Below are 26,535 nucleotides of genomic sequence, written 5' to 3' on the forward strand. Positions count from 1 at the left end.
CGGCGGCGCACCCGCCGCGGCATGCGCGGGGCGCGGCGCGGCGCTTTGCCAGCCCGGCGGGCGCGGCCTACCATGCGGACTCTTTGCCCGGAGCCCGTCCCATGCCACTGCGTCCCGTCCTGCTGTCGTTGTGCCTGCTCGCCGCGCTGCCGGCCGCCGCCCAGGAGCGGGGGCTCGACGTCCGCGACCTGGTCAAGCTCGACCGGGTGTCCGCGCCGTTGCTCACTTCCGATGGCCGCCATCTGGTCTTCGCCCAGCGCACGCTGGATTTCGACTCGGGCAAGGCCACGACGGCGCTGTACGCGCGCAACCTCGTGACCCGCGACCTGGCGCCGCCGAAGCGGATCACCCCGGAGGGCTGGAACGTCAACTCGCCCGCGCTGTCGGCCGACGGCGGGACGGTCTATTTCCTCAGCGCCAAGAACGGCACTTCGCAGGTCTATGCGATGCCGCTCGCCGGCGGCACGCCGCAGCAGCTGACCGACGTCGCGGTCGACATCGGTACGTTCCAGGTCTCGCCCGACGGCAGCCGCGCCGCGTTCAGCGCCGACACCTTCGGCGACTGCGCGGCGGATCTCGCCTGCACCCGGCGCAAGCTCGGCGAACAGAAGGACGCCAAGGCCAGCGGCGTGGTCTACGACCAGCTGTTCGTCCGCCACTGGGACACGTGGAAGGACGGCACCATGAGCCGCCTGTTCGTCGCCGATCTGCCGGCCGCGCGTGCGCAGCCGGTCGCTACGGTGCGCGCACTGGGCCATTCGCTCGAAGGCGACATCCCGTCCAAGCCGTTCGGCGGGGCGGAGGACTACACCTGGGCGCCGGACGGGCGTTCGATCGTTGCCAGCGTCAAGGTCGCGGGCCGCGAGGCGCCGTGGTCGACGAACTTCGATCTGTACCGCATCGACGCCACGGGCGACGCCGCGCCGGTCAACCTGACCGCGTCGAACCCGGCCTGGGATGCCGGCCCGGTCTTCAGCGAGGACGGCGCGACGCTGTTCTATCGCGCAATGAAACGCCCCGGCTTCGAGGCCGACCGCTACGCCGTGATGGCGATGGACGTCGCCAGCGGCCAGGCGCGGGAGATCGCGCCGCAGTGGGACCGCTCGCCCAGCAGCCTGCAGCCCTCGCCCGATGGCCGCACGCTCTACGTCGCCGCGCAGGACACCGGCGAGTACCCGCTGTTCCGCGTCGACGTCGAGACCGGCGCGGTGACCCGGCTGATCGGCGATGGCTCGATCTCCTCGTTCGCGGTCGCCGGCGACACGATCGCTTTCACCCGCAATGACCTGCGTTCGGGCGACACGCTCTACACCACGTCGCTGCAGGACCTGGGCATGGCCGGCATCGGCGCCGGCAGCGCGCTGCGCCAGATCACCCCGACCGCGGCCGAGCGGCTGCCGGGCGTCGCCTTCGGCGACTACGAGCAGTTCTCGTTCAAGGGCGCCGGCAACGAGACCGTCCATGGCTACGTGGTCAAGCCGTGGAACTACCGGGAAGGGCAGACCTATCCGGTCGCGTTCCTGATCCACGGCGGGCCGCAGGGCAGCTTCGGCAACGGCTGGAGCTACCGCTGGAACCCGCAGACGTATGCGGGGCAGGGCTACGCGGTGGTGATGATCGATTTCCACGGCTCGACCGGCTACGGCCAGGCCTTCACCGATGCGATCAGCGGCGACTGGGGTGGCAAGCCGCTCGAGGACCTGCAGAAGGGCTGGGCGGCCGCGCAGGACAAGTACGCTTTCCTCGACGGCGACCGCGCCTGCGCACTGGGCGCCAGCTATGGCGGCTACATGATCAACTGGATCGCCGGCAACTGGTTCGAGCGCGGCGGGCGATCGCCGTGGAAGTGCCTGGTCAACCACGATGGCGTGTTCGACACCCGCTCGATGGGCTACGTGACCGAGGAGCTGTGGTTCACCGAATGGGAGAACAAGGGCACGCCGTTCGACCAGCCGAAGAATTACGAGCGCTTCAATCCGGTCAACCACGTCGCCAACTGGAAGGTGCCGATGCTGGTGGTACAGGGCGAGAAGGACTACCGCGTGCCGGTGGACCAGGGGCTGTCGACGTTCACCGCGCTGCAGCGCAAGGGCATCGAGTCCAAGCTGCTGTACTTCCCCGACGAGAACCACTGGGTGCTCCAGCCGCACAACAGCGTGCTGTGGCACGACACCGTCAACGACTGGCTCAAGCAGCACATCGGCCAGTAGCGGCCGCTCGCCGCCGCATCCCCGCGAAGGCTCCCGCCCCATCGCGCCCGGCACGTCGCCGGGCGCGATGCGCATCCCCCGATCCCGTTTACCCGAAGGGCCGACCGCATGCCGATCGAAACCGCCGAACCCGCCACTGCGCTGATCACCAGCGACATCGTCCTGTTCGGCCTGATCGCCGCGACGCTGGGCCTGATCTTCTGGCTGGCCAGCGGCCCGACGCCGTTCTGGAAGAAGTTCTTCACCTGGGTGCCGGCGCTGCTGCTGTGCTACTTCGTGCCCGCGTTCTACAACACCGTCGGGTTGATCGACGGTGAGCACAACAGCCTCTACAACCCGATCGCCAGCCGCGTGCTGTTGCCCGCGGCCCTGGTGCTGCTGACGCTGTCGATCGACCTCAAGGGCATCCTCAAGCTCGGGCCCAGGCTGCTGTTCGTGTTCGTCGCCGGCACCGTCGGTCTGGTGCTGGGCGCGATCGTCTCGTTCCAGGTCATGGAATGGGTGCACCCGCCGGCCGTCGCCGGCGACACCTGGAAGGGCATGGCGGCGCTGGCCGGCAGCTGGGTGGGCGGCGGCGCGAACATGGTCGCGATGCGCGAGGTCTACCAGGTCGATGCCACGCTGTTCGGCCAGTTCGCGGTGGTCGACGTCGCGATGGCCAGCGCCCTGATGGCGACGCTGCTGTTCCTGGCCAACCGCTCGGCGCAGATCGACGCGCGCTCGGGCGCCGACACGCGCGCGATCGACGAGATGAAGGCCAAGATGGCCGCGTTCGAGGCCGCCAACGCCCGCATCCCCACGCTCGCCGACCTGATGGTGCTTGTCGGCGTGGCGTTCGGCATCGTCGGCGCGGCGCATGCGATCGCCACGCCATTGGCGGCCTGGTTCGCCGCCAACGTCGAGAATGCCGCGCAGTACAGCCTCGACTCGGCCTTCGTGTGGGTGATCCTGATCGCCACGGCCGCGGGCCTGAGCCTGAGCTTCACGCGCGCGCGTAACCTGGAGAGCGCCGGCGCCTCGCGGCTGGGCACCGTGTTCCTGTACTTCCTGATCGCCTGCATCGGCATGCAGATGGACTTCACCAAGCTGTTCGACCGGCTGGAGCTGATCGCGATCGGCGCGATCTGGATGGCGGTCCACGTGCTGGTGATCTGGGGCGCGGCGCGCCTGGTCAAGGCGCCGATGTTCTACATCGGCGTCGGCTCGATGGGCAACGTCGGCGCCGCCGCGTCGGCGCCGGTCATCGCGGCAGCCTTCCATCCCACGCTCGCGCCGGTCGGCGTGCTGCTGGGCACCGTCGGCTACGCAACCGGCACGGTGATCGCCTATTTCGTCGGCCAGATCCTGCGGATGATGGCGGGGCAGTAGCCCGTCGAGGCGGGCGCGCGATCGGGGTGGTCTGCAGGCGCCCCATCGCGCGCAAGCGCGCTCCTACGGGCCCGTTGCCGATATCGCAGCGCCCTCCCACGTAGGAGCGCGCTTGCGCGCGAACCGGGCCTTGCCGCGGAACCCGTCGCGCGCGAGCACGCTCCTACGGTTTTGCGGTGCTGCCCGTTGCCAATATCGCAGCGCGACCCGTGTAGGCGCGCGCTTGCGCGCGAACTGGGCTTCGCCGTGAAATCCTCTCTCGCCAGTGCGCGCCACAGGAGACGGGCAGCGACGGGGCGCACAGCAGAACGGGCGGGACCGCGAGGTCCCGCCCGTCGTCGATGCATGCAACGGCCGATCAGCAGCAGCGGAAGCCGCTGCGCCCGCCGAAGCGGGCCTCCTGGCGTTCGCGGAAGAACGTCTTGTAGTCCATCGGTTCGCGGTCGGGATGCTTTTCGAGTACGTGCCGGACGTAGTTGTCGTAGTCCGGCACGCCGCAGCACAGCCGCGCGGTCTGCACGACCCGTCGCCACACGCGCTTGTGCGTGGCGAAGTAGTCGACCGGAACCAGCGCGCCGGCCATCAGCGCATCGCCCAAGTTGCGGCCCGCATCACAGCCACGCCTTCTGCTGGTCGGGCGTGAGCTCGACGAACGGCGTCTCGCGCGCGGTCGGTGCCGCCTCGCGGCGCGCGCGCACGATCGCGCGGATCGCGAAGAACAGCGTGCTGAACACCACGAACAGGAACAGCGCCGTCAGGCCCGCGTTGACGTAGGCGTTGACGACGACCTGCTGCATCTGGCCGGCCGTCTTGGCTGCGCCCAGCAGCTCGCCGTTGGCCAGCGCCGCCTTGTAGTGGCTGGCCTGGGCGAGGAAGCCGACCGCCGGCTTGGGGTCGAACAGCTTGATCAGGCCGGCCGCGGTGGTGCAGATCAGCAGCCAGACGGTGGGCACGATCGTGACCCAGGCGTAGCGGTCCTTCTTCATCTTGAACAGCACGACCGTGCACAGCAGCAGCGCGATGCCGGCGAGCATCTGGTTGGCGATGCCGAACAGCGGCCACAGCGTGTTGATGCCGCCCAGCGGATCGACCACGCCCTGGTACAGGAAGTAGCCCCACAGGGCCACGCAGCCCGCGGTGCCGAGCGCGTTTGCCCCCCAGTTGTCGGTCTTGCGCAGCACCGGCACGAAGTTGCCCAGCAGGTCCTGCAGCATGAACCGCCCCGCCCGGGTGCCCGCGTCCACCGCGGTCAGGATGAACAACGCCTCGAACAGGATCGCGAAGTGGTACCAGAACGCCATCGCCGCCTCGCCGGTGAAGGGCAGGGCGTCGTGCAGGATCACCGCGATGCCCACCGCCAGCGTCGGCGCGCCGCCCGCGCGCGAGATGATCGTGTGCTCGCCGATCTGCTGGGCCTTGAGCTCCAGCGCCTCGGGCGTGATCACGAAGCCCATCTGGCTCACCGCCGCCGCCGCGCTCTGCACGTCGGTGCCGACGACCGCGGCCGGGCTGTTCATCGCGAAGTAGATGCCCGGATCGAGGATCGAGGCCGCGACCAGCGCCATGATCGCCACGAACGATTCCATCAGCATGCCGCCGTAGCCGATGTAGCGGGCGTGCGTCTCGTTGGCGAGCAGCTTGGGCGTGGTGCCCGAGGAGATCAGCGCGTGGAAGCCCGACACCGCGCCGCAGGCGATCGTGATGAACAGGAACGGGAACAGGCCGCCCTTCCAGACCGGGCCGTCGCCGGTGGACGCGAACTCGGTCAGCGCCGGCATCTTCAGCGATGTGACCTCGGGGCTGGCGATGACGATGCCGATCGCCAGCGCGACGATCACGCCGATCTTGAGGAACGTCGACAGGTAGTCGCGCGGCGCGAGCAGCAGCCACACCGGCAGCGTCGCGGCGACGAAGCCGTAGCCGATCAGCATCCAGGTGATCTGGGTGCCGGTGAAGGTGAAGGCCGGGCCCCAGGTCGGGTGGGCGCCGACCTTGCCGCCCAGCCAGATCGCGCCCAGCAGCAGCACGATGCCGACCACCGAGATCTCGCCGATCCTGCCGGGGCGGATGTAGCGCATGTAGATGCCCATGAAGATCGCGATCGGCATCGTCGCGATCACCGTGAACATGCCCCACGGGCTTTCGGCCAGCGCCTTGACGACGATCATCGCCAGCACCGCCAGGATGATGATCATGATCATGAAGGCGCCGAACAGCGCGATGGTGCCGGCGATCTGGCCCATCTCCTCGCGCACCAGGTCGCCGAGCGAGCGGCCGTTGCGTCGGCTGGACACGAACAGGACCATGAAGTCCTGCACCGCGCCGGCCAGTACCACGCCCACGATCAGCCACAGCATGCCGGGCAGGTAACCCATCTGCGCGGCCAGCACCGGGCCGACCAGCGGGCCGGCGCCGGCGATCGCGGCGAAGTGGTGGCCGAACAGCACGTGCTTGTTCGTCGGCACGTAGTCGAGGCCGTCGTTGTTGACGTGCGCTGGGGTCGCCCGCCGCACGTCGAGCCCCATGACGTTCTTGGCGATGTACAGGCTGTAGTAGCGGTAGGCGACCAAGTAGATCGACACCGCCGCGACGACGATCCACAGCGCGCTGATCTGCTCGCCCTGGCGCAATGCGACGACGCCCATGCAGGCCGCGCCCAGCAGCGCGACAGCGCCCCAGACGACGTGGTTGACGACACCCTTCATAGCGATTCCCCGGGAAGACCGCGCACAGGGTCGCCTCGGCGGACGGCGCGGTCAATGCGCAGCAGCGCCGATCGGGGCGGGCGACCCTACGACTTTCGTATTAGGCCGCGCCGCCGACCGGGGTGAATGGCCGGGGCGACAACGCGGGCACCCTGCTAGGATGGCGCGCCTTCCGGTCCGGACCCCCGCCCAGTGACGACGATGCCGCCGCCCGCCCCGCGCCCGCCCGCAGGGCCCCGACCGGTCGCCACGCGATGAATGCACAGATGGAGGCCTCGCTGCGCGAGCAGCTGCAGTCGCTGATCGCCGGCCTGCCCGACGGCGACGTCCAGGTCGGCCCGCTGGTCGACGAGCTCGGCGCGCAGGGCATGCTGCTGCTGGTGATCCTGCTGACGCTGGTGTTCCTGATCCCGGTCTCGATCCCCGGCGTGAGCACCGTGTTCGGCGCGGTGATCGTGCTGATCGGTGTGGCCCGGATGGCCGGACGCCCGCTGTGGCTGCCATCCGCGGTGCGCCGCCGCACGGTCCCGGCCGGCCGCATGCGTGGCGCGCTCGATGCCGGTCTCAGGTGGGTCCGCAGGCTCGAGCGCATCACCCGGCCCGGCCGCCTGGCCGGGCTGACCCACGGCCGCGGCATCGGTCTGTTCAACGACGCGGCGCTGATCCTGGGTGCGGTGCTGCTGATGGCGCCGTTCGGCTTCATCCCCTTCAGCAATACCGTGCCGGGCGTGGCGCTGATGTGCCTGGCGATCGGCCTGCTGCAGCGCGACGGCATGATGGTGCTGCTGGGCCACCTGGCCAACGTGCTGACGATCGTCTACTTCGCGATCCTGATCGGCGGCGGTGGGCTGGCGATCCGCGAGCTGTTCGCGCGGTTCTGGCCGGCGTAGCCGCCCCCACCTCCGTAGGCGCGCGCGAAAACCTACCGTTCCCTGTAGGAGCGCGCTCGCGCGCGAAGGGCCCTTCGCGGCATCCCGGTCGCGCGCAAGCGCGCTCCTACGCGACGGGATTTCGCGGCAGTGCCCATCACGCGAACGCGCGCCTACAGCCAGCCGGCCTTCTTGAACATCCGGTAGAGCAGCGCCATGACGACCGCGATGCCGCCGATCAGCACCGGGTACGCGTAGCGCCCGTCGAGCTCGGGCATGTCGTGGAAGTTCATGCCGTACCAGCTGGTGATCAGCGTCGGCGCGGCGAGCAGCGCGGCCCAGGCGCCGAGTTTCTTGACGATCTCGCCCTGGGTCAGCGTCACCAGCGCCTGGTTGACCCCGAGCGCGGTGCCGAGCATGTCGCGGATCGCGTCGACGGTCTCGTTGATGCGCGCCGAATGGTCGAGCACGTCGCGGATGTAGAGCTTCGTCTCGGCCGGCACCAGCGTCCCGGTGTTGCGCATCAGCTGCGAGAGCACGTCCTGCAGCGGCGTGACCGCGACCCGCATCCAGGTCAGTTCGCGCTTGAGCTCGTAGAGCCGGATCAGGATCCGGCGATGGAACTGCGCGCTGACGATGTCGCGTTCGAGCGCATCGAGCGTGGTGCGGAAGTCGTCGACCACGGGCAGGTAGTTGTCGACGATCGCGTCGAGCACTGCGTACAGCGCCGCGGACGGTCCCATCGCCAACAGCGCGGGCTCGCGTTCCAGGCGCCGCCGCGCCGGCGCGTACGACAGCGACGCGCCGTGGCGCACGGTCACCAGGTAGCGCGGACCGAGGAACAGGTGGGTCTCGCCGTAGGCGATGCGCTCGTCGATCGCCTGCGCAGTGTTGGCGACGATGAACAGCGCGTCGCCGTAGGCCTCGATCTTCGGGCGCTGGTGCGCCTTGCCGGCGTCCTCGATCGCCAGGTCGTGCAGGTCGAACTCCGCCTGCAGGGTGGCCAGTACCGCCTGGTCGGGCTCGTACAGGCCGATCCAGGCGAAGCACGCCGGGTCCTCGGCGAGCGCCTCGCCGACGTCGGCGAGCGGGACGTCGCGCTTGCCCTGCGGCCCGTAGACCGCGCAGTTGACCACGCTCGGCGGATTGGACGGCGCGTCGCCGGGCGTCACGGGAGAGTCGCTCATCGGCGCATCGTCGGCGAAGTCCGGCGGCGCGACAAGCACCGGCTTTTTCGTAGGAGCGCGCTCGCGCGCGAGGGCGTTTCCATGAAGGCCCATCGCGCGCGAGCGCGCTCCTACGCGATCGCCCCGCGAGTGCCGTCAATCCGCGGCATGATCAATCCGCGATCGACGTCACTGCGCGACGAACCGCACCGCCTGCCCGCCGGCCGGTGCCAGGCGGACCGACAGCGTGTCGCCGGCACCGACCGCGCGCGACTCGATCACGATGTCGTGCGGGTCGTCGCGCCAGCCGGCGTTCGCGCCGTCGCGGTAGATCTGCGCGGTGTAGCGGCGGCCCGGCTCGAGGAAGTCCAGCGGCACCTCGACGGTGCGCGCGCTGTCGTCGGTGACCGCGCCCAGGTACCAGTCGTCGCCGCCGCGCGCGCGGCGCGCGATCACCGCGTACTCGCCGACCTCGCCGGCCACCGCGCGGGTGTCCTCCCAGTCGACCGGCACGTCGCGGATGAACTGGAACGCCTCCGGACGCGCCTCGTAGTGCTCGAGCAAGTCGGCCGCCATCTGCAGCGGGCTGTAGATCACGACGTACAGCGCCAATTGCTTGGCCAGCGTGCTGGCCATCGGTTCGCCGGACTTGGTGTCCATGCCGAACACGCCGGGCGTGAAGTCCATCGGCCCGGCCAGCAGCCGCGTGTACACCAGCGTGGCCTCGTGCTCGGGCGGGTTGCCGGGATTGCCCCAGGCGTTGAACTCCATGCCGCGCGCGCCCTCGCGCGTGATCAGGTTCGGATACGTGCGGCGCAGCCCGGTGTCCTTGACCGGCTCGTGCGGGTTGACCGCGATGCGGCGCCGGGCGGCCGCGTCGACGACGGTCTGGTGGTGGCGCACCATCGCCTGGCCTTCGTGCCAGGCGTAGCGCAGGCGGCCCTGCGCGTCGCGCACCTTGGCCTGGCCGGCATCGGCAACGTAGCCGGTCTTGACCGCGTGCACGCCCAGGCGCGCGTACAGGTCGAACGCGTCGTCGAGCTGCTGCTCGTAGTGCGCGGCGTTGCCCGAGGTCTCGTGGTGGCCGATCAGCATCACGCCCTTCTCGCGCGCGTAGCGCGTGACCTCGTCGAGATCGAAGTCGGGATAGGCACGGGTGAAGCTGAAGTCCTCGCCGTTGCCGAACCACTCGCCGTCCCAGCCGAGGTTCCAGCCCTCGACCAGCACGCCCCCCAGGCCGTTGGCCGCGGCGAAGTCGATGTGGCGCTTGGCGTGCGCGGTGGTTGCGCCGTGCTTCGGGCCCGAGGCCCAGGTCTTGCGGTCGAGGTGCATCTCCCACCAGATGCCGACGTACTTCATCGGCCGGATCCACGACACGTCGCCCAGCGCGTTGGGCGCGTTGAGGTTGAGGATCAGCCCCGACTCGACCAGGCCGCCGGCGCGCTCGGCGATCTGGATCGTGCGCCACGGCGTGGCGAAGGGCGCGGCGACCTCGACCTTGGCCTCGCCGATGCCCGGCGTCAGCGCGGCCTTGAGCTTGCGGCCGTCGACGCGGGTCAGGTTCATGCCCGAGTAGTCGACCAGCGCCGCCTCGTGGATCGACAGGTGCAGGCCGTCGGCGGTGCGCAGCGTGATCGGGGTCTGCGCGTCGCCAACCTCTTCGATGGGCGTGCGGTGGTAGAGATATTCCTCGCGGTTCCATTCGAACGAGGGGATCCACCACGCGGTCGCCGCGTCGGCGACGACGAACTCGGTCAGCTCCTCGCTGATCGCCAGCCGGCGCAGGCCGGGCTGGTCGGGGAAGTCGTAGCGGAAGCCCACGCCGTCGTCGAACACGCGGAACACCACGTCGAAGCGACGCTTGGCGCCGCTGATCTCGGCGAGGGTGACGCGCAGTTCGTTGTGGTGGTCGCGCATGTGGCGGCGCTCGCCCCACGGCAGCTCCCAGGCCTCGTCGTGGCTGCGCGTGCGCTGGTCGACGATCGCGAGGTTGCGCTCGAACTTCGGCGCGTCGGCGAACAGCATGCCCAGGCGCGAGTCGGCGATGACCGGCCGGCCGGCGCGGCTGACGCGATAGCTCGCGCGGCCTTCGTTGTCGGTCGTGACCTCGACCGCGATCGTGGCGTCGGGCGAGGCGATGCGGGCGCTGGCGCGCGGTTCCGCGGCGGTTGCGGCGAGCGTGGCGAGCGGCAACAGCGCCGCCAGTAATCCGAGAAGACGGTTCGACATCGTGCGGCGCCCTCCCAGACGCGGTTCGTCGTGCGTGCGTGCGTCGGGATTCTTGCACGCCGGTTCCGCGACCTGCGGGCGCATACGTATGCAGCGGCGCAACGCCCCGCAGGCGCGCGCTCGTGCGAGAAGGCGCGCGGGCGCGTCCGATCGCGCGTCAGCGTGCGCCTACCGCGGGCGCCTGCTGCGGAACGCGAACCACAACGCCGCGTGCACCGGCAGCAGTAGCGACAGCCAGGCCGCGTTGCGCTGCGGCAGCACCGGCAGCCAGTGCAGGAACAGCGCGAGCACGCCGAGTGCGGCGATCGTCGTCAGCGCGATCGCGAACGTCCGCCCCGGCGCACGGCCGCGCGCGAGCCGCCAGCCGCCGGGCAGCAGCACCAGGCACAGCGGGTTGAACAGCAGCAGGTTGTGGTTGCGCCAGCCGAACACGTGCTCGGTGCCCAGCCACAGGAACAGCATCACGGCGCCGAGCAACGCGCACAGCGTCCAGAACCCGAGCGCGGTCGCGGCCAGCGTGCGCGGCGCGCGGCGGCCCAGCGCCAGCGCGGCGGCGCCCAGCGCGAGCCCGGCCAGCAGCCACGGCCACCACCGGCGCGCGCGTTCGGGCGGTTCGGCGGGCTGGCGGTGCGGCAATACCGCGACCTCCTCGGCGACCAGTGGCCGGCCGTCGGCGTGGCGGATGCCGCGCAGCGCCTCGGCCAGGCGCATCGGCACGAACATGTCCTGCCACAGCGCGTTCGGGCGGTCGGCCGCCGGGCCCAGGCCGATGTCGAAGCCCAGCCACATCCACGTCGCCGGCGAGGCCAGCCGCACCGCATCGCCGCGGAAGGTGTTGCCGCGCGAGCGGCCCTGCAGTTGCTGGTGCAGCAGCCCGCCCAACGCGTCGTCGAGCGCGTCGCGCACGCGTGTCGAGCAGTTGTCGGTGAAGTAGTCGTAGCGGTAGTGCGCGTTCTCGGGGCGCGCGTTCCATGCCAGCGCCGTCGCCAGGTGCCGGGCCTGCGCCGGATCGAGGTCGAGCCACTGGATCGACACGCCGCGCCCGACGTCGCGGTAGTAGGCCAGGTCGTCGGCCAGCGGCAGCGCGGCGAGCTGGTAGCGCATGTCGCCGCGCACGAAGCGGGCGACGAAGTCGGGTTCGGACGGGTCGAAGAAGCCGAAGTTGTAGGACATCGGCCCCGGCGCGGCGGGATCGTCGATCACGATCGCGTTGTGGCCGAAGCGCTCGAAGAACACCTCGCCCGGCTGCATCGTCGCCACGCCGACGCGCGGGGCATCGCCGGCGACCTGCGCCAGCGCCGGCCAGGCGAGCAGCGCCAGCAGCAGCGCGAACGCGCGGCGCCAGGCGCGCGAAGCGGTCGCGCGCGGCGCCTCAGTCCTGGGCATGCACGCTGACGTGCAGCGCGTGCAGCCGGCGCGAGTCGGCATCGGTGACCCTGAACGCGAACCGGCCCAGCGCCAGTTCCTCGCCGACCTCGGGCAGGTGGCCGATCGCGCCGATGATGACGCCGCCGATGGTGTCGTACTCGTCGTCGTCGAAGTCGGCGCCGAAGCGCTCGTTGAAATCGGCGATCGGGGTCAGCGCGCTGACCGCGAACTGGCCGTCGGCCTGGGCGGCGATCAGTGCGTTCGGGTCCTCGGCGTCGTCGTGCTCGTCGTCGATCTCGCCGACGATCTCCTCGAGCACGTCCTCGATCGTCACCAGCCCGGCGACGCCGCCGTACTCGTCGATGACGATCGCCATGTGGTTGCGCGAGAGCCGGAACTCGCGCAGCAGCACGTTGAGCTTCTTCGACTCGGGGATCAGCACCGCCGGGCGCAGCAGCTCGTGGATCGAGCCGGGGCCGTTGTCGGCCACGACGCCGCGCAGCAGGTCCTTGGCGAGCAGGATGCCGAGCACCTCGTCCTTGTCGTCGCCGTGCACCGGGAAGCGCGAGTGGCCCGACTCGACGACCTGCTTCATCAGGTCCAGGAACTTGGCGTCGGCCGGCAGCGCGACCATCTGCGCGCGCGGCACCATGACGTCGCCGACCGTCTTGCTGGAAATGCCCAGCGCGCCTTCGAACATCCGCAGCGTGTCGGCGTCGATCAGGCCATCGGCATGGGTGTCGCGCAGGAGCTCGACGAGGTCCTCGCGGTTCGTGGGCTCGCCGGAGATCGCGGAACTGATCCGGTCCAGCCAGCTGCGTCGTTTCTCGTGGGGCTCGGAGGCGGTTTGACTACTGTCGTCTTCTGACATCGCGTTGGCATGGGCGCCCCAGGGGGGAGGGGCGATGGTGGGGCGGTCGGGAAAGTCTAGCGCGTCCGCCGTCGCCGGTGTCCAGGCCGCCGTCACGGCCGAAAATCCCGGTGCCGGGCGCGGCGAAATCCGACGCCCGTCGCGCCGGTTTCCGATCGCGCCGGCGAGCGGCTGCGGCGATGCTGGCCGCTCGCCCATTCAGGAGCACCCAGATGCCGATCGCCGTTCGCCCGTCCCGCCTGGCCCCGCTGCTGCTCGCCGCGATGCTCGCCCTGCCTGGGCCGTCCAGCGCCGACGACCGCCTCGACGGGCCCTACGTCGACGCCGCGACCTACGCCCGCGGCGACGACGCGCTGGTCGAGGCCTGGTACGCGATGACCTACCAGCTTCCCCGGCAGTTCGACCAGGTCTGCGGCGACACCTTCTGCGAGGGCGAGTACACCAACTACCAGCCGCTGCGCTTCCAGTGTTCGGTGCGCCGGGACGACGGCCGGATCGGCATGTGCGTGTGGAGTTTCGCGGCCAGCGACGAATACCTGCTGCCGCGCTCGGGCCGGATCGTCGTGCAGCCGGAGGTCCGGCATTGCCGCACGCCGCTCGCGCCCGGCGCGACGCTGCCGGCGATGCTCGACGCGGTGGCCGGCGGTGAGGCCCTCCACGCCGCGCTGCCGGGCGGGCACTCGATCTTCGACGGGCTCGTCGACTGCCTCTGAGCGCCCACGCACGGGCGCAGGCTCAGCCGGGCAGGCGGTAGGGGTCGTCGATGCCGAGCGCGGCCAGCACCTCGCGCTCGAGCTGCTCCATCGCCTCGGCGTCCTTGTCGTCCTCGTGGTCCCAGCCCAGCAGGTGCAGCACGCCGTGCACGGTCAGGTGGGCGTAGTGGTCGTTGAGGCGCTTGTGCTGCTCGCCCGCTTCGCGCGCGACCACCGGCGCGCAGATCACCAGGTCGCCCAGCAGCGGCAGCCGCACGCCTTCGGGCAGGCCCTCGGGCAGCTCGGCCGGGAAGCTGAGCACGTTGGTCGCGTAGTCCTTGCTGCGGTAGTGGCGATTGAGCGCGCGCCCCTCGTCCTCGCCGACCAGGCGGATCGCGAGGTCGGCCTCGCGGATCCGGCCGTCGAGCGCGGCGGCGGCCCAGCGCCGGAAGCTGGCCGCCGCGGGGATGCCCTTGCGCGGCAGCGCGTAGCCGACGGCGATGTCGAGTCGGGTGGGTCCCTGGGTCATGGCAGGCCTCGTAAGGACGGGGAGGGCAGAGCTGGGCGGGGCCTCAGACGATCCATTCGACCAGCATCAGAAACGGGCGCTCGCCCTCGTGCAGCCGGTAGAGGGCGGCACCCATGGGGCCGCGCCCCGGTTCGGGGTTCGGGCGTGCGACCAGCATGTCATCCACCAGGCCGGGCTCGCCGGTCCTCGAGACCGCGGCAGTCCCGGCCTCGATCATCGCACCGATCACATACTGCGCGTCCTTGGACACGTCACGCAGCGCCGTGCGCCGGCAGCCGTGCAGGTCGCGCCCCTGCAGGCGGGGAGCGGCGAGCAGCGCGGCGGCACGGTCGCCGCGGATCAGCGCGAGGCGCTCGCGCTCGTCGCGCCACGGCCTCGACCCGGCACCGTCCTGCGCCAGGGGCGGGCGTGCCGCGACCGCGCGCCCGAGCGCGTCCATCGGCAGGCTCACCGTCACCGCGCCGGTCTCGATCGACAGGCAGGGCGCGGCGATCGCAGTCGCCGTCGCGACGCGCACCTGCGGGGGCGGCGACAGGGCCGCGCCGGCGGCCGTCGACAGCGCCAGGGTCGCGAGCAGGGCGGAAGCGCGCGCCGGTCGCATCGCTCAGGCCGGGCCGGTCGCCGTGTCGGACGCGTCGCGGCGCTCGTAGGCGCTGACGATGCGCGCGACCAGCGGATGGCGCACGACGTCGCGGGCCTCGAAGAACGTGAAGCTGACGCCGTCGACCTCGCGCAGCACGTCCAGCGCGTCGCGCAGGCCGGACTTCACGTGCTTGGGCAGGTCGATCTGGGTCAGGTCGCCGGTGACCACCGCCGTCGAGCCGAAGCCCAGGCGGGTCAGGAACATCTTCATCTGCTCGATCGTCGTGTTCTGCGCCTCGTCGAGGATCACGAACGCGTCGTTGAGCGTGCGCCCGCGCATGTACGCCAGCGGCGCGATCTCGATGACGTTGCGCTCCAGCAGCTTGGCGACCTTCTCCACGCCGAGCATCTCGTAGAGCGCGTCGTAGAGCGGGCGCAGGTACGGATCGACCTTCTGGCTCAGGTCGCCGGGTAGAAAGCCCAGCTTCTCGCCGGCCTCGACCGCCGGGCGCACCAGCACCAGCCGCTGGATCTTCGATTCGTTGAGCGCCTCGACCGCCATCGCGACCGCGAGGAAGGTCTTGCCGGTGCCCGCCGGGCCGATGCCGAAATTGATGTCGTGGGTGGCGATGCGGTGCAGGTAGCGGACCTGGTTCGCGCCGCGTCCGCGGATCGTGCCGCGCTTGACCCGGACCGCCACCTCCTGCGGCACGACGTCGTCGTCGCCGGCGACGTTGGCCTCCGACAGCCGCATCGCGACCGCTTGGCTGTCGAGCGTCTCGGTCTCGGTCTCGGCGTAGAGCGCGCGCACAAACGCCTCGGCCCGCGCCACCGTGTCGCGGTCGCGGCCGGTGATGCGGAACACGTGCCCGCGGTTGGCGATCTCCACGCCCAGCCGCAGCTCGATCTGGCGCAGGTGGCCGTCGAAGGGGCCGGCGAGGTTGGCGAGGCGCTCGGTGTCGTCCGGTTCGAGGACGAAGTCGGTCTGGGGGCTGGTCTGCATAGGGCGCGCAGGGTAGCGCATCGCCATGCATCGCAGCGTCGCGGCGCGCCGGTTCAGCGCGCATTCGTCCATTAATTGATTGGTCAATTAATATTTGCCGCATGGCCAGATCCCGCACCCCCGACCCCGCCCGCACGCCCGGGCGCCCGCCCGCCGGCGATACCGACCGGCGCACGTCCGCACTCGACGCTGCGCTCGCGTGCTACGTGCGCCGCGGCATCGCGGCGACGTCGCTGCGCGACATCGCCACCGAGGCCGGGGTGACGCCGGCGCTGCTGCACTACTACTTCCGGGATGCCGCGGGCTTGCGCGACGCGGTGATCGCCGAGCGGCTGATGCCGGTGTTCGACGAGGTGCGCGACACGCTGCTGGGCATGGAGGACGCATCGCTGCGGACGGTGCTGGTCGCGTTCGTCGACCTGCTGTGCGCGCTGGTCGCGCGGCACCCGTGGATGCCGGCGCTGTGGATCCGCGAGGTGGTCAGCGAGGGTGGCGACCTGCGCGATCTGCTGGTCACCCGGCTGGCGCCGGAGATCAGCGCGTTCATGGCCGCGCGCTTCGCGCACGAGCAGCAGGCCGGTCGGCTCAATCCCGCGCTCGACCCGCGCCTGTTGCTGGTCTCGCTGGTCGGGCTGACGCTGTTTCCTGCCGCCGGCACCCCGATCTGGCGGCAGCTGTTCGCCAGCGACGAGCTGGGGATCGACGACATCCGCCTGCACGCGCTCGCCTTGCTCGATCGCGGCCTGGAGCTGCCTGCATGACCCGTCTCGTCCCGATGTCCCTTCTGGTGCTGGCCGCCGCCCTGGCCGCCGGCTGCAGCCGCGAACCGCCGCACGCACTGGGCACGCTGGAATACGACCGCATCACGCTGCCGGCGCCCGCCGCCGAGCGCATCGCCGAGATCGCGGTGCGCGAGGGCCAGCGCGTGGAGGCGGGCGAACGCATCCTGACCCTGGAGCGCACCCGTGGCGACGCGCAGCTCGCGGCCGCCGAGGCCGACGTCGCGCGCCAGCGCCAAGCGCTGGAGGAACTGCGCAACGGCGCGCGGCGCGAGGATATCGACCAGGCGCGCGCGAACCTGGCGGCCGCGCAGGCGCAGGCCCGCGACGCGCGCGCCTACTACGACCGGCTCACGCCGCTCGGCGGCCGGCAGCTGGTCTCGGCCGCCGACGTCGACCGCGCCCGCGCGGCGGCCGGCAACGCCCAGGCGCAGGTCGCCGGCGCGCAGGCCGCGCTGGCCGAGCTGCGCAACGGCGCGCGCCCCGAGCAGATCGCGCAGGCGCAGGCCGCGCTGGAGGCCGCGCAGGCGCAGGCGCGCGCGCAGTCGGTCAGCACCGGGCGTCTGGACGTGGTGGCGCCGCGCGCGGCGCGAGTGGACAGCCTGCCGTACCGGCTCGGCGACGAGGCGCCGGTCGGCGCGCCGCTGGCGGTGCTGCTGGTCGGCGCGCAGCCCTATGCGCGGGTCTACGTGCCCGAGCCGCTGCGGGCCGATGTCCGGGTCGGCGACCGCGCCACGGTGCGCGTCGGCGCCGAGGGCGAGCGCGTCTATGCCGGCCGCGTGCGCATGGTGCGCAGCGAGCCGACGTTCACGCCGTACTACGCGCTCAGCGGCAAGGACGCCGCGCGCCTGAGCTACCTGGCCGAGGTCGAGCTCGAGGACGCCGCCGACCTGCCGGCGGGCCTGCCGCTGCGGGTGGAGTTCTGACGATGGACGATCGACCTTCCGCGGGCGGCACGCCGCCGGTGCCGGCCGGCGACGCGGCGATCCGTGCGCGCGGGCTGGTCAAGCGCTTCGGCGGACTGGTCGCGGTCGACCACGTCGACCTGACCGTGCCGCGCGCCAGCGTCTACGGCTTCCTGGGGCCCAACGGCTCGGGCAAGTCGACCACGATCCGCATGCTCTGCGGCCTGCTGACGCCCAGCGACGGCGACATCGAGGTGCTGGGCCTGCGCATCCCCGACCAGGCCGATGCACTGCGCCTGCGCATCGGCTACATGACCCAGAAGTTCTCCTTGTTCGAGGACCTGACGGTGCGCGAGAACCTGGAATTCCTCGCGGCGGTCTACGGGCTGCCCCGCACGCAGGCGCGCGCCCGGGTCGACGAACTGGTCGAGCTCTACCATCTCGCCGACCGCCAGGGCCAGCTCGCCGGCACGATGAGCGGCGGCCAGAAGCAGCGCCTGGCATTGGCCGGCGCGGTGATCCACCGTCCCGAGCTGCTGTTCCTCGACGAGCCGACCAGCGCGGTCGATCCCGAGTCGCGGCGCGATTTCTGGGACAAGCTCTTCGAACTGGCCGACAGCGGCACCACGCTGCTGGTCTCGACCCACTACATGGACGAGGCCGAGCGCTGCCACCGCATCGCGATCCTCGACCGCGGCGTGCTGGTCGCCGACGGCGCGCCGGGCGAGCTGGCCGCCGGGCTGTCGGGCCGCAGCGTCGAGGTGCGCGCCGCGCAGCCGCGGCGTGCGCAGCAGGTGCTCGCGCGCCTGCCCGACGTGCTCAGCGTCGCGCAGATCGGCAACAGCCTGCGCGTGCTCGCGCGGTCGGGCACGGGTGGCGACGGCGGACTGGCCGAGGCACTGCGCACGGCCGGACTCGAGGCCGAGGTCCGGCCGGCGGTCCCCAACCTCGAGGACGTGTTCGTTGCCGCGACCCGCCGCGACGATGCGGAGGATGCCGCATGAATCCCCTGCGCCGCCTGTGGGCCGTCGTCGTCAAGGAACTGCGGCAGATCCGCCGCGACCGCATCAGCCTGGTCATGATCGTGCTGATCCCGGTCGTCGACCTGCTGCTGTTCGGCTACGCGATCAACTACAACCCGCGCGGGCTCGACGCGGCGATCGCCGACCAGGCCGTCACCGCGACCTCGCGCGCGGCGGTCATGGACATCCAGGCGACCGGGGTCGTCGACACGGTCGCGGTCGTCGATAGCCCGCAGCAACTGGTCGAGATGCTGCGACGCGGCGAGATCAGTGTCGGGATCACGATCCCGCCGGATTTCGAGCGCCGCATCGTCGACGGTCGCCCGGCGATGCAGGTCATGGTCGATGGTACCGACACGGTGGTGCAGGCGGCCGCCAACCAGATCGCGCAGTTGCCGCTCGAAGGCCCCGACGGACGCCGCGCCGCGCGCGCGGCGCCGCAGATCGAGGTCGTGAGCTTCTACAACCCCGAGCGGCGTTCGGCGGTCAGCATCGTGCCCGGCCTGATCGGCATCATCCTCACGATGACGATGACCATGTTCACCGCGATGGCGATCGTGCGCGAGCGCGAGCGCGGCAACATGGAACTGCTGATCGCGACCCCGCTGGCGCGCGGCGAGCTGATGGTGGGCAAGGTGCTGCCGTACGCGGCGATCGGCCTGATCCAGACCACGCTGATCCTGGTGCTGGGGTTCTGGTTCTTCGACGTGCCGCTGCGCGGCAGCCTGCTGGACGTCTACCTGGCCTCGCTGCTGCTGATCTTCGCCAACCTGGCGATGGGTCTGCTGATCTCCACGCACGCGCGCACCCAGTTCCAGGCGATCCAGGTCGCGATGCTGGTGTTCCTGCCGTCGATCCTGATCTCGGGCTTCATGTTCCCGTTCGCCGGCATGCCGGACGTGGTGCAGTGGGGCGCCGAGGCGCTGCCGATGACCCAGTTCCTGCGCCTGGTGCGCGGGGTCATGCTGCGCGGCGCCAGCATCTGGGAGCTGTGGCCATCGATCCTGGCGCTGTGCGCGTTCACCGCGGTCACGATGGCGCTGGCGATCGCGCGGTTCCGCAAGCGGCTGGACTGACGGCGCGCCGCACGGCGCGGCGGTCGCGTCACGCGACCGCGGCGTCCTCGTCCACGCGCACCCGGCCGCGCAGCGAGTTGCTGAGCGCGGCGGTGATCTCGACGTCGACGAATTTCCCGATCAGCCGGGCCGGGGCGGGGAAGTTCACCGAGCGCATGTTCTCGGTCTTGCCGGTCAGTTCGTTGGGATCCTTGCGCGACGGTCCCTCGACCAGCACCCGCTGCACGCTGCCGACCATCCGCTGGGAGATCCCGGCCGCGTGCGCGTTGATGTGCGCCTGCAGCCGGCTGAGCCGGGCGTGCTTCTCGGCCTGGGTGACCGTGTCCTCGAGATCGGAGGCCGGGGTGCCGGGGCGGCGCGAGTAGATGAAGGAGAACGACTGGTCGAAGCCGACGTCCTCGATCAGCTTCATCGTCTTCTCGAAGTCGGCGTCGGTCTCGCCGGGGAAGCCGACGATGAAATCCGAGGAGATCGAGATGTTCGGCCGCACGGCGCGAAGTTTCCGGATCTTCTGCTTGAACTCCAGCGCGGTGTAGCCGCGCTTCATCGCCGAGAGGATGCGGTCGCTGCCGGCCTGCACCGGCAGGTGCAGGTAGTCGGCCAGTTGCGGGACGTCGCGGTAGGCCTCGATCAGCGAGTCGGAGAACTCCAGCGGATGCGAGGTCGTGAAGCGGATGCGCTCGATGCCGTCGATCTGCGCGATCGTGCGGATCAGCAGGCCGAGGTCGGCCACCTCGTCGCCGCCCATCGGCCCGCGGTAGGCATTGACGTTCTGGCCCAGCAGGTTGATCTCGCGCACGCCCTGGCCGGCCAGCCGCACGACCTCGACCAGCACGTCCTCGAACGGCCGGCTGACCTCCTCGCCGCGGGTGTAGGGCACCACGCAGAACGAGCAGTACTTCGAGCAGCCTTCCATGATCGACACGAATGCGCTCGGGCCCTCGGCGCGCGGCTCGGGCAGGCGGTCGAACTTCTCGATCTCCGGGAAGCTGATGTCCACCTGCGGCTGGCCGGTCGCGCGCTTGGCGCGGATCAGCTCGGGCAGGCGGTGCAGCGTCTGCGGGCCGAACACCAGGTCCACGTACGGCGCGCGCTTGACGATCGCCTCGCCCTCCTGGGACGCGACGCAGCCGCCCACGCCGATCAGCACCGGCTTGCCGCCCTGCTTGAGTGACTTCCAGCGTCCGAGCTGGCTGAACACCTTCTCCTGCGCCTTCTCGCGGATCGAGCAGGTGTTGACCAGCACGACGTCGGCCTCCTCGACGTCGTCGGTCAGCTCCAGGCCCTCCGCGGCGGCGAGCACGTCGGCCATCTTGGCCGAGTCGTACTCGTTCATCTGGCACCCGTGGGTCTGGATGTAGAGCTTGCCGCGCGCGGGCATGGGCGTGCCCTGAGCGGGCGGGACGGGAAGGTCGAGGACGGGCGCGGCGGGCGCCTGGGGAGCGGGCTGGGTCATGGCGTTTCCGGGGCGACGGCGTTGAGTCCGGGCCGGATGGCTGGGCGGGGCGCAGAGTGTACCGGCCCGCGCCCTGCCGCTCGATCGCCCCGTTCACAATCAAGCACTTGGCAATGGCTCCGGAAGACGCGACACTCCGCGGCGTGAAACGGGGATGGGGACTCATCGCGACGCTCGGTCTGCTGGCGGCCTGCCCGGTCTCCGGCAGCACGCTGTATCGCTGCGACAGCGGCGACGGCATTCCCCAGTACGTCAGCAAGCGGGTCTCGGGCGCCAGCTGCCGTGCGGTCGCCAGTGCGCCGGCCGCGCCGCGCCGCGCCGCGACCCCGGCCAGGCCGAAGGGCGCGCCTGCCGCACCGGCGGGCATCGACCGCGGCGCGCCCGCCACGTTCATGGGCGGCGGCGCGGCGTCGTCCCCGGCGTCCGCATCGGCGCCGACACCCGCCGCAACCGCGGCACCGGCCCGGAGCGGCGGGCAGCGGCGGCTGCAGCAGGGCCAGGTCTACTCCTACGTCCGCGACGGCGTGCGCCACTACAGCAGCACGCGACCGGCCGGCGGCGCGCAGGTCGCCTCGGTGCGCACGATCCGCTACAGCTTCTTCGAGACCTGCTACGCCTGCGGTGCGGCGCCCGGCGTCAACTTCGGCACCGTGCGGCTCAACCGCGACGCCTACCGCGACGAGGTCGCCCGCGCGGCGCGCGAGTTCGGCGTCGATGAGGCGATCGTGCGCGCGATCATGCATGCCGAGTCGGCGTTCAACCCCAACGCGCTCTCGCGCGCCGGCGCGCAGGGGCTGATGCAGCTCATGCCGGCGACCGCGCGGCGCTTTGGCGTGGTCAATGCCTTCGACCCGGAGCAGAACATCCGCGGCGGCGTCGAATACCTGGCCTGGCTGCTGCGGCGCTTCGACGGCGACCTGACCCTGGCTGCGGCCGGCTACAACGCCGGCGAGGGCGCGGTGGACCGCCACAAGGGCGTGCCGCCCTACAGCGAGACCCAGCGCTACGTGCAGCGCGTGGGCACGCTCGCCGAGCGCTACCGCGGGCAGGTCGCGAGCCGCTGAGCGCGCACGGCAGGTGCGACATTTCGACCCAATTGTCGGTCGATTCAGGGTTCAGCTACACTGCCACACATCGATGCGGCCGCCTGCGGAACGGGTGGGTCCGTGGCAGCCAGCGCACAGTAGCTACCGAAGTTTTGCGGAGTACCGATGGTCGACGAAGCGGTGATCGGACCTGGCGGCGGGGATGAGCCAGTCAATGTGGGGCGGCGCCGGTTCCTGACCGCGAGCACCCTGGTCGTGGGCGCGGTGGGCGCGGGTGTCGCCGCCATTCCCTTCATCAAGTCCTGGAATCCCAGTGCGCGGGCGCAGCTCGCCGGCGCGCCGGTGACCGTCGACATCAGCGCGCTGCAGGAGGGCCAGCGGCTGATCGCCGAGTGGCGCGGCCAGCCGATCTGGATCGTCAAGCGCTCCAAGGCGATCCTCGACGCGCTGCCCACGCTCGACGGCATGCTCAAGGATCCCGAGTCGGGCAACGTCGACCAGCAGCCGGACTACGTCCGCGAGGCGAACCCGGAACTGCGGTCGATCAAGCCCGACATCTCGGTGCTGGTCGGCCTGTGCACGCACCTGGGCTGCTCGCCGGAGATGGTCGCCGAGATCCGCCCGGCACCGTTCGACGCCGACTGGAAGGGCGGCTACTTCTGCCCCTGCCACAAGTCGAAGTTCGACATGGCCGGCCGCGTCTACGACGGCGTGCCCGCGCCGACGAACCTCCTGGTACCGCCGCACTACTACGCCGACGACAACACCCTCGTCATCGGCGTCGATCCGCAGGGAGCCGCGTGATGGCCAACGTCCTCGTCCGCGGCGCCAACGGCGTCTTCAACTGGGTCAACGAGCGCGCACCGGCACTGATGCCGATGTACCGCAAGCACATGACCGAGTACTACGCGCCGAAGAACTTCAACATCTGGTACATCTTCGGCGTGCTGTCGCTGGTCGTGCTGGTCAACCAGATCCTGACCGGCATCTTCCTGACGATGCACTACAAGCCGAGCGCGGCGGAAGCCTTCGCCTCGGTCGAATACATCATGCGCGACGTGGAGTGGGGCTGGCTGATCCGCTACATGCACAGCACCGGCGCCTCGCTGTTCTTCATCGTCGTCTACATCCACATGTTCCGCGGGCTGATGTACGGCTCCTACCAGAAGCCGCGCGAACTGGTGTGGATCATGGGCATGCTGATCTACCTGGTGCTGATGGCCGAGGCGTTCCTGGGCTACGTGCTGCCGTGGGGCCAGATGTCGTTCTGGGGCGCGAAGGTGATCATCTCGCTGTTCGGCGCGATCCCGGTCATCGGCAACGGCCTGACCGAGTGGATCATGGGCGACTACCTGCCCAGCGACGCGACGCTCAACCGCTTCTTCGCGCTGCACGTGATCGCGCTGCCGCTGGTGCTGCTGCTGCTCGTGGTGCTGCACCTGGGCGCGCTGCACGAGGTAGGGTCCAACAACCCCGACGGCGTGGAGATCAAGAAAGGGCCCAAGGGCAACCGCTGGTCGAAGTCCGCACCGGCCGACGGCATCCCGTTCCACCCGTACTACTCGGTCAAGGACGGCTTCTACGTCTGCTTCTTCCTGATCATCGCCGCGTTCATCATCTTCTTCGCCCCGGCGTTCGGCGGCTGGTTTCTCGAGCACGACAACTTCACCGCGGCCAACCACCTGGTCACGCCCGAGCACATCAAGCCGGTGTGGTACTACACGCCGTACTACGCGATGCTGCGGGTGGTGCCGCACAAGCTCAGCGGCGTGATCGTGATGTTCTCCGCGATCGCTGTGCTGTTCCTGATCCCGTGGCTGGACCGCTGCAAGGTCAAGTCGCACCGCTACCGCGGCCCGCTGACCAAGATCATGCTGCTGCTGCTGGCCGTGTGCTTCGTCTGGCTGGGCAAGATCGGCGCCGGCCCCGGCACCGACCCGGTCGAGACCATCATCGGCCGCGTGCTGACGTTCCTCTACTTCGCTTTCTTCATCACGATGCCCCTGTGGACCAAGCTCGACAGGACCAAGGCCGTGCCCGATCGGGTGACGATGCATGACTAACCGACTCATTGCCCGCATCGCCGTCGCGGCGGCCGGCCTGCTGCTGTCGTTCGGCGCACTGGCCGCGGCCGGCGGACCGGTCGAGCATGCCGGCACCGATCTGGGCGACCGCGCCTCGCTGCAGCGCGGCGCGCAGGCCTACATGAACTACTGTGCGGGCTGCCACTCGCTCAAGTTCATGCGTTACTCGCGCATGGCGCAGGACCTGGGCCTGACCGAGGAGGAGGTGATGAGCAACCTCAACCTCACCGGCGCGGCGTTCGGCGAGCACATCGTCTCGTCGATGCCCGCCGAGCACGCGGCCAAGTGGTTCGGCCAGACGCCGCCGGACCTGAGCCTGATCGCCCGCGTGCGCGGCAGCGACTGGATCTTCACCTACCTCAAGTCGTTCTACCTCGACGAGACCCGCCCGCTGGGCTGGAACAACGCGCTGTTCCCCAACGCGTCGATGCCCAATCCGCTGTGGGAAATGCAGGGCCTGCAGCGCCCGGTCTACGCCGAGGCGGCCGAGGGCGCCGACCCGGTGGTCGAGCACCTGGAGATCGCGACCCCGGGCACCCAGGACGCGCAGCAGTTCGACCAGACGGTCCGCGACATCGCCGCGTTCCTGGAGTACGTCGGCGAGCCGGCGGCCCTCAAGCGCCAGCAGCTCGGCGTCTGGGTGCTGCTGTTCCTGGCCTTCCTGACGTTCATGGCCTGGCTGCTGAAGAAGGAATACTGGCGCGACGTCCACTGAGCCCGTCGGGCCCGGCACGATGCCGGGCCCTGGCGGCAGGCGCCCGGTGCCATTGCCGGGCGGCTCAGGGAAATGCGAGACTCGGGCACCGCGACAATCGTCTGCGAGGGGCAGGCGGCATCGCGAGGGTTGGCGGAGCCAGCCTTACGGACAGGCCGAAGCAGGCCGCGAGTGCATCCATGCGAAACGTGCTGACACTGTTTTCCTCGGTCGATGATGTGCTGTGCCATCGCGCACGGCTCGTGCTCGCGGCCAAGGGCGTCACCTACGACATGGTCGTGGTCGATCCGCGGAACCCGTCCGAGGACCTGATCGACCTCAATCCCTACCACTCGGTGCCGACGCTGGTCGAGCGCGAGCTGGTGCTCTACGCGGCCAGCGTGGTCAGCGAGTACCTCGACGAGCGCTATCCGCACCCGCCGCTGATGCCGGTCGATCCGCTGTCGCGCGCGCGGCTGCGGCTGGCGATGCTGCGCATCGAGCACGACTGGGTCCCGCAGGTGCAGGCGATCCAGCTGGGCAACAAGGCCCAGGCCGAGGCCGGCCGCAAGCGGCTCAAGGAGCTGCTGACCGCCTCGGTGCCGCTGTTCAAGGCCAGCAAGTTCTTCCTCAATCCGGAGATGAGCCTGGCCGACTGCGCGATGGCGCCGATCGTCTGGCGCCTGCAGGCGCTGGAGATCCCGCTGCCCAAGGACGGCGTCAAGGCGATCGAGGACTACGGCAACCGCATCTTCCGCAGCCCCGGCTTCGTGCGCAGCCTGACCCCGCAGGAACGCGCGCTGCGCGCGCTGCCCGAGTGAGCGCCGCCCGGTGCTGGCGTCGTGCCGGCACCGCGTCGCCTGCCGCCTGCGGCCGCGAGCCGGTAGACTGTCGCGCATGACGGACCAAGCGCCTGCGATGACCAGCCACCGCCCGTACCTGCTCCGCGCACTGTACGAGTGGATCGCCGACAACGGCATGACCCCCCACATCCTGGTCGACGCGCGCCGCCCCGGCGTGCGCGTGCCCGCGCATGCCGTGCAGGACGGCCGGGTCGTGCTCAACATCGCCGATCGCGCGGTCGCGCGGCTGGAGATGGACAACGACAGCGTGCGCTTCTCGGCGCGCTTCGGCGGCGTCAGCCAGTCGGTCGTTGTGCCGATCGCCGCGGTGCTGGCGGTCTACGCGCGCGAGACCGGGCAGGGCATGGCATTGCCGGAGGACATCGTCGCCTCGGGCGACGACGACGCCGCGCCGGCCGGGGAGACGCAGGCCCCCACGCCCGCGCGGCCGGCCTTCGAGTCGGTGGACGGTGGTGCGACCGACCGCGATGCCGACGCCGACGGCCCGCCGGACGACACCCCGCCCGAGCCGCGGCGCGGGCACCTGCGCGTGATCAAGTAGCGCGCTTTCCGACGTCGTCCGTCCGCGGCGGCGCCGGGCCTCGTCCGCTCAGGGCAGCGCTGCGACGTCGCGGCGCGTCGGCCCGCTGAACGCGACCAGTCGATCCCCGCGCAGCACCAGCTGGCCGACGTGGCGCGCGATGCCGTCCTCGGAGTACTCGAACCGGAAGCTGCGCTCCACGCGCAGGCGGCCGCTGTCGTCGCGGCGCAGGCGCATCGCGTAGGCGTGCACGCTCTGGTCGAGCCACTGCACGCCGGCGCGCTCGCAGGCCTCGCGGCCGAGTTGCCCGGCCCGTTCGGCGGCGGCTCGCGCCGCGCTCCACCACAGGAACACGGCGAACGCGGCCAGCATCGCGAAGATCATCGTCGGGAAATCGGGCATGCGCGCATCGTGGTGGCGCGGGACGTTCGATACAAGGGCGTCGGCCCGTAGGAGCGCGTTTGCGCGCGAAGACGCTTTGCGATCAAGCCCGATCGC

At 70.7% G+C, this 26,535-nt stretch carries 25 protein-coding genes; 14 read left to right on the forward strand and 11 right to left on the reverse strand.

What is annotated here, in order from left to right:
* Positions 1–101 precede the first annotated feature (101 nt).
* Together WQ56_RS07430 and WQ56_RS07435 are read left to right on the forward strand one after the other, a co-directional pair.
* A complete protein-coding gene (locus tag WQ56_RS07430) occupies positions 102–2,210 on the forward strand; it encodes a S9 family peptidase (protein WP_047136452.1) in 2,109 nt (702 codons plus the stop codon).
* Between the two features lie 108 nt (positions 2,211–2,318).
* Positions 2,319–3,578 carry a DUF819 family protein gene (locus WQ56_RS07435; RefSeq protein WP_047136453.1) on the forward strand — a complete coding sequence of 420 codons (1,260 nt, stop codon included), beginning with the start codon at positions 2,319–2,321 and terminating at the stop codon, positions 3,576–3,578.
* A gap of 358 nt (positions 3,579–3,936) precedes the next feature.
* Here WQ56_RS07435 and WQ56_RS07440 read toward each other — a convergent pair whose 3' ends face one another.
* A complete protein-coding gene (locus tag WQ56_RS07440; RefSeq protein ID WP_047136546.1) occupies positions 3,937–4,161 on the reverse strand; it encodes a CstA-like transporter-associated (seleno)protein in 225 nt (74 codons plus the stop codon).
* A gap of 28 nt (positions 4,162–4,189) precedes the next feature.
* A complete protein-coding gene (locus tag WQ56_RS07445) occupies positions 4,190–6,283 on the reverse strand; it encodes a carbon starvation CstA family protein (protein WP_047136454.1) in 2,094 nt (697 codons plus the stop codon).
* A gap of 254 nt (positions 6,284–6,537) precedes the next feature.
* Between WQ56_RS07445 and WQ56_RS07450 the strand changes: the two genes are divergently transcribed.
* Positions 6,538–7,173: an exopolysaccharide biosynthesis protein gene (locus WQ56_RS07450; protein WP_047136455.1), complete on the forward strand. Its 636-nt coding sequence runs from the start codon at positions 6,538–6,540 to the stop codon at positions 7,171–7,173.
* 152 nt (positions 7,174–7,325) lie between these two features.
* Here WQ56_RS07450 and WQ56_RS07455 read toward each other — a convergent pair whose 3' ends face one another.
* From WQ56_RS07455 to WQ56_RS07470, 4 genes are all read right to left on the reverse strand, one after another.
* Positions 7,326–8,339: a magnesium and cobalt transport protein CorA gene (locus WQ56_RS07455; protein WP_047136547.1), complete on the reverse strand. Its 1,014-nt coding sequence runs from the start codon at positions 8,337–8,339 to the stop codon at positions 7,326–7,328.
* 168 nt (positions 8,340–8,507) lie between these two features.
* Entirely contained in the window at positions 8,508–10,547 is a 2,040-nt protein-coding gene (locus tag WQ56_RS07460; RefSeq protein WP_047136548.1) for a glycoside hydrolase family 97 protein, read from the reverse strand.
* A 168-nt stretch (positions 10,548–10,715) separates the two neighbouring features.
* Complete coding sequence (locus WQ56_RS07465; protein ID WP_231583372.1) at positions 10,716–11,933, reverse strand: DUF4105 domain-containing protein; 1,218 nt, start codon at positions 11,931–11,933, stop codon at positions 10,716–10,718.
* Positions 11,920–12,786 carry a transporter associated domain-containing protein gene (locus WQ56_RS07470; protein ID WP_047136456.1) on the reverse strand — a complete coding sequence of 289 codons (867 nt, stop codon included), beginning with the start codon at positions 12,784–12,786 and terminating at the stop codon, positions 11,920–11,922. Before WQ56_RS07470 ends, WQ56_RS07465 begins: the two co-directional genes overlap by 14 nt.
* 212 nt (positions 12,787–12,998) lie before the next feature.
* Between WQ56_RS07470 and WQ56_RS07475 the strand changes: the two genes are divergently transcribed.
* Positions 12,999–13,499 (forward strand): hypothetical protein, encoded by a 501-nt coding sequence (locus WQ56_RS07475; protein WP_052772898.1) that lies wholly within the window; start codon positions 12,999–13,001, stop codon positions 13,497–13,499.
* Positions 13,500–13,521: 22 nt separating this feature from the next.
* Here the strand turns inward: WQ56_RS07475 and ybeY are convergent, their stop codons facing one another.
* The 3 genes from ybeY to WQ56_RS07490 are packed head-to-tail and all read right to left on the reverse strand — an operon-like array spanning position 13,522 to position 15,592.
* Positions 13,522–14,007 (reverse strand): rRNA maturation RNase YbeY, encoded by a 486-nt coding sequence (ybeY, locus tag WQ56_RS07480; protein ID WP_047136457.1) that lies wholly within the window; start codon positions 14,005–14,007, stop codon positions 13,522–13,524.
* Between the two features lie 43 nt (positions 14,008–14,050).
* A complete protein-coding gene (locus WQ56_RS07485) occupies positions 14,051–14,608 on the reverse strand; it encodes a hypothetical protein (protein ID WP_047136458.1) in 558 nt (185 codons plus the stop codon).
* 3 nt (positions 14,609–14,611) lie between these two features.
* The gene (locus tag WQ56_RS07490) at positions 14,612–15,592 is read right to left on the reverse strand and encodes a PhoH family protein (RefSeq protein WP_047136551.1); all 981 of its coding nucleotides are present in this window, start codon (positions 15,590–15,592) and stop codon (positions 14,612–14,614) included.
* A 101-nt stretch (positions 15,593–15,693) separates the two neighbouring features.
* Between WQ56_RS07490 and WQ56_RS07495 the strand changes: the two genes are divergently transcribed.
* The 4 genes from WQ56_RS07495 to WQ56_RS07510 are packed head-to-tail and all read left to right on the forward strand — an operon-like array spanning position 15,694 to position 19,374.
* Positions 15,694–16,353 carry a TetR/AcrR family transcriptional regulator gene (locus WQ56_RS07495; RefSeq protein ID WP_047136459.1) on the forward strand — a complete coding sequence of 220 codons (660 nt, stop codon included), beginning with the start codon at positions 15,694–15,696 and terminating at the stop codon, positions 16,351–16,353.
* A complete protein-coding gene (locus WQ56_RS07500; protein ID WP_047136460.1) occupies positions 16,350–17,297 on the forward strand; it encodes an HlyD family efflux transporter periplasmic adaptor subunit in 948 nt (315 codons plus the stop codon). The genes WQ56_RS07495 and WQ56_RS07500 overlap by 4 nt, the downstream gene beginning before the upstream one ends.
* Before the next feature lie 59 nt (positions 17,298–17,356).
* Complete coding sequence (locus WQ56_RS07505; RefSeq protein WP_047136552.1) at positions 17,357–18,280, forward strand: ABC transporter ATP-binding protein; 924 nt, start codon at positions 17,357–17,359, stop codon at positions 18,278–18,280.
* Entirely contained in the window at positions 18,277–19,374 is a 1,098-nt protein-coding gene (locus WQ56_RS07510) for an ABC transporter permease (RefSeq protein WP_047136461.1), read from the forward strand. The genes WQ56_RS07505 and WQ56_RS07510 overlap by 4 nt, the downstream gene beginning before the upstream one ends.
* A 28-nt stretch (positions 19,375–19,402) precedes the next feature.
* Here the strand turns inward: WQ56_RS07510 and miaB are convergent, their stop codons facing one another.
* Positions 19,403–20,830, reverse strand: a complete 1,428-nt coding sequence (gene miaB / locus WQ56_RS07515; RefSeq protein WP_047136462.1) for a tRNA (N6-isopentenyl adenosine(37)-C2)-methylthiotransferase MiaB — start codon at positions 20,828–20,830, stop codon at positions 19,403–19,405.
* Positions 20,831–20,943: 113 nt separating this feature from the next.
* Between miaB and WQ56_RS07520 the strand changes: the two genes are divergently transcribed.
* From WQ56_RS07520 to WQ56_RS07545, 6 genes are all read left to right on the forward strand, one after another.
* Positions 20,944–21,894: a lytic transglycosylase domain-containing protein gene (locus WQ56_RS07520; protein WP_047136463.1), complete on the forward strand. Its 951-nt coding sequence runs from the start codon at positions 20,944–20,946 to the stop codon at positions 21,892–21,894.
* 147 nt (positions 21,895–22,041) lie between these two features.
* A complete protein-coding gene (petA, locus tag WQ56_RS07525; RefSeq protein WP_047136464.1) occupies positions 22,042–22,680 on the forward strand; it encodes a ubiquinol-cytochrome c reductase iron-sulfur subunit in 639 nt (212 codons plus the stop codon).
* Positions 22,680–23,939, forward strand: coding sequence for a cytochrome bc complex cytochrome b subunit (locus WQ56_RS07530; protein WP_047136465.1), 1,260 nt, complete (start codon positions 22,680–22,682; stop codon positions 23,937–23,939). The genes petA and WQ56_RS07530 overlap by 1 nt, the downstream gene beginning before the upstream one ends.
* Positions 23,932–24,675: a cytochrome c1 gene (locus tag WQ56_RS07535; protein WP_047136466.1), complete on the forward strand. Its 744-nt coding sequence runs from the start codon at positions 23,932–23,934 to the stop codon at positions 24,673–24,675. Before WQ56_RS07530 ends, WQ56_RS07535 begins: the two co-directional genes overlap by 8 nt.
* 179 nt (positions 24,676–24,854) lie before the next feature.
* Positions 24,855–25,475 (forward strand): glutathione S-transferase N-terminal domain-containing protein, encoded by a 621-nt coding sequence (locus tag WQ56_RS07540; RefSeq protein ID WP_047136467.1) that lies wholly within the window; start codon positions 24,855–24,857, stop codon positions 25,473–25,475.
* A 76-nt stretch (positions 25,476–25,551) separates the two neighbouring features.
* Positions 25,552–26,058: a ClpXP protease specificity-enhancing factor gene (locus WQ56_RS07545; RefSeq protein WP_047136468.1), complete on the forward strand. Its 507-nt coding sequence runs from the start codon at positions 25,552–25,554 to the stop codon at positions 26,056–26,058.
* Between the two features lie 48 nt (positions 26,059–26,106).
* On the opposite strand, the gene WQ56_RS07550 is transcribed toward WQ56_RS07545, so the two are convergent.
* Positions 26,107–26,439, reverse strand: a complete 333-nt coding sequence (locus WQ56_RS07550) for a DUF3301 domain-containing protein (RefSeq protein ID WP_047136469.1) — start codon at positions 26,437–26,439, stop codon at positions 26,107–26,109.
* Positions 26,440–26,535: the final 96 nt, after the last annotated feature.

This window comes from Luteimonas sp. FCS-9 (assembly GCF_001014645.1).
Lineage (GTDB): Bacteria > Pseudomonadota > Gammaproteobacteria > Xanthomonadales > Xanthomonadaceae > Luteimonas.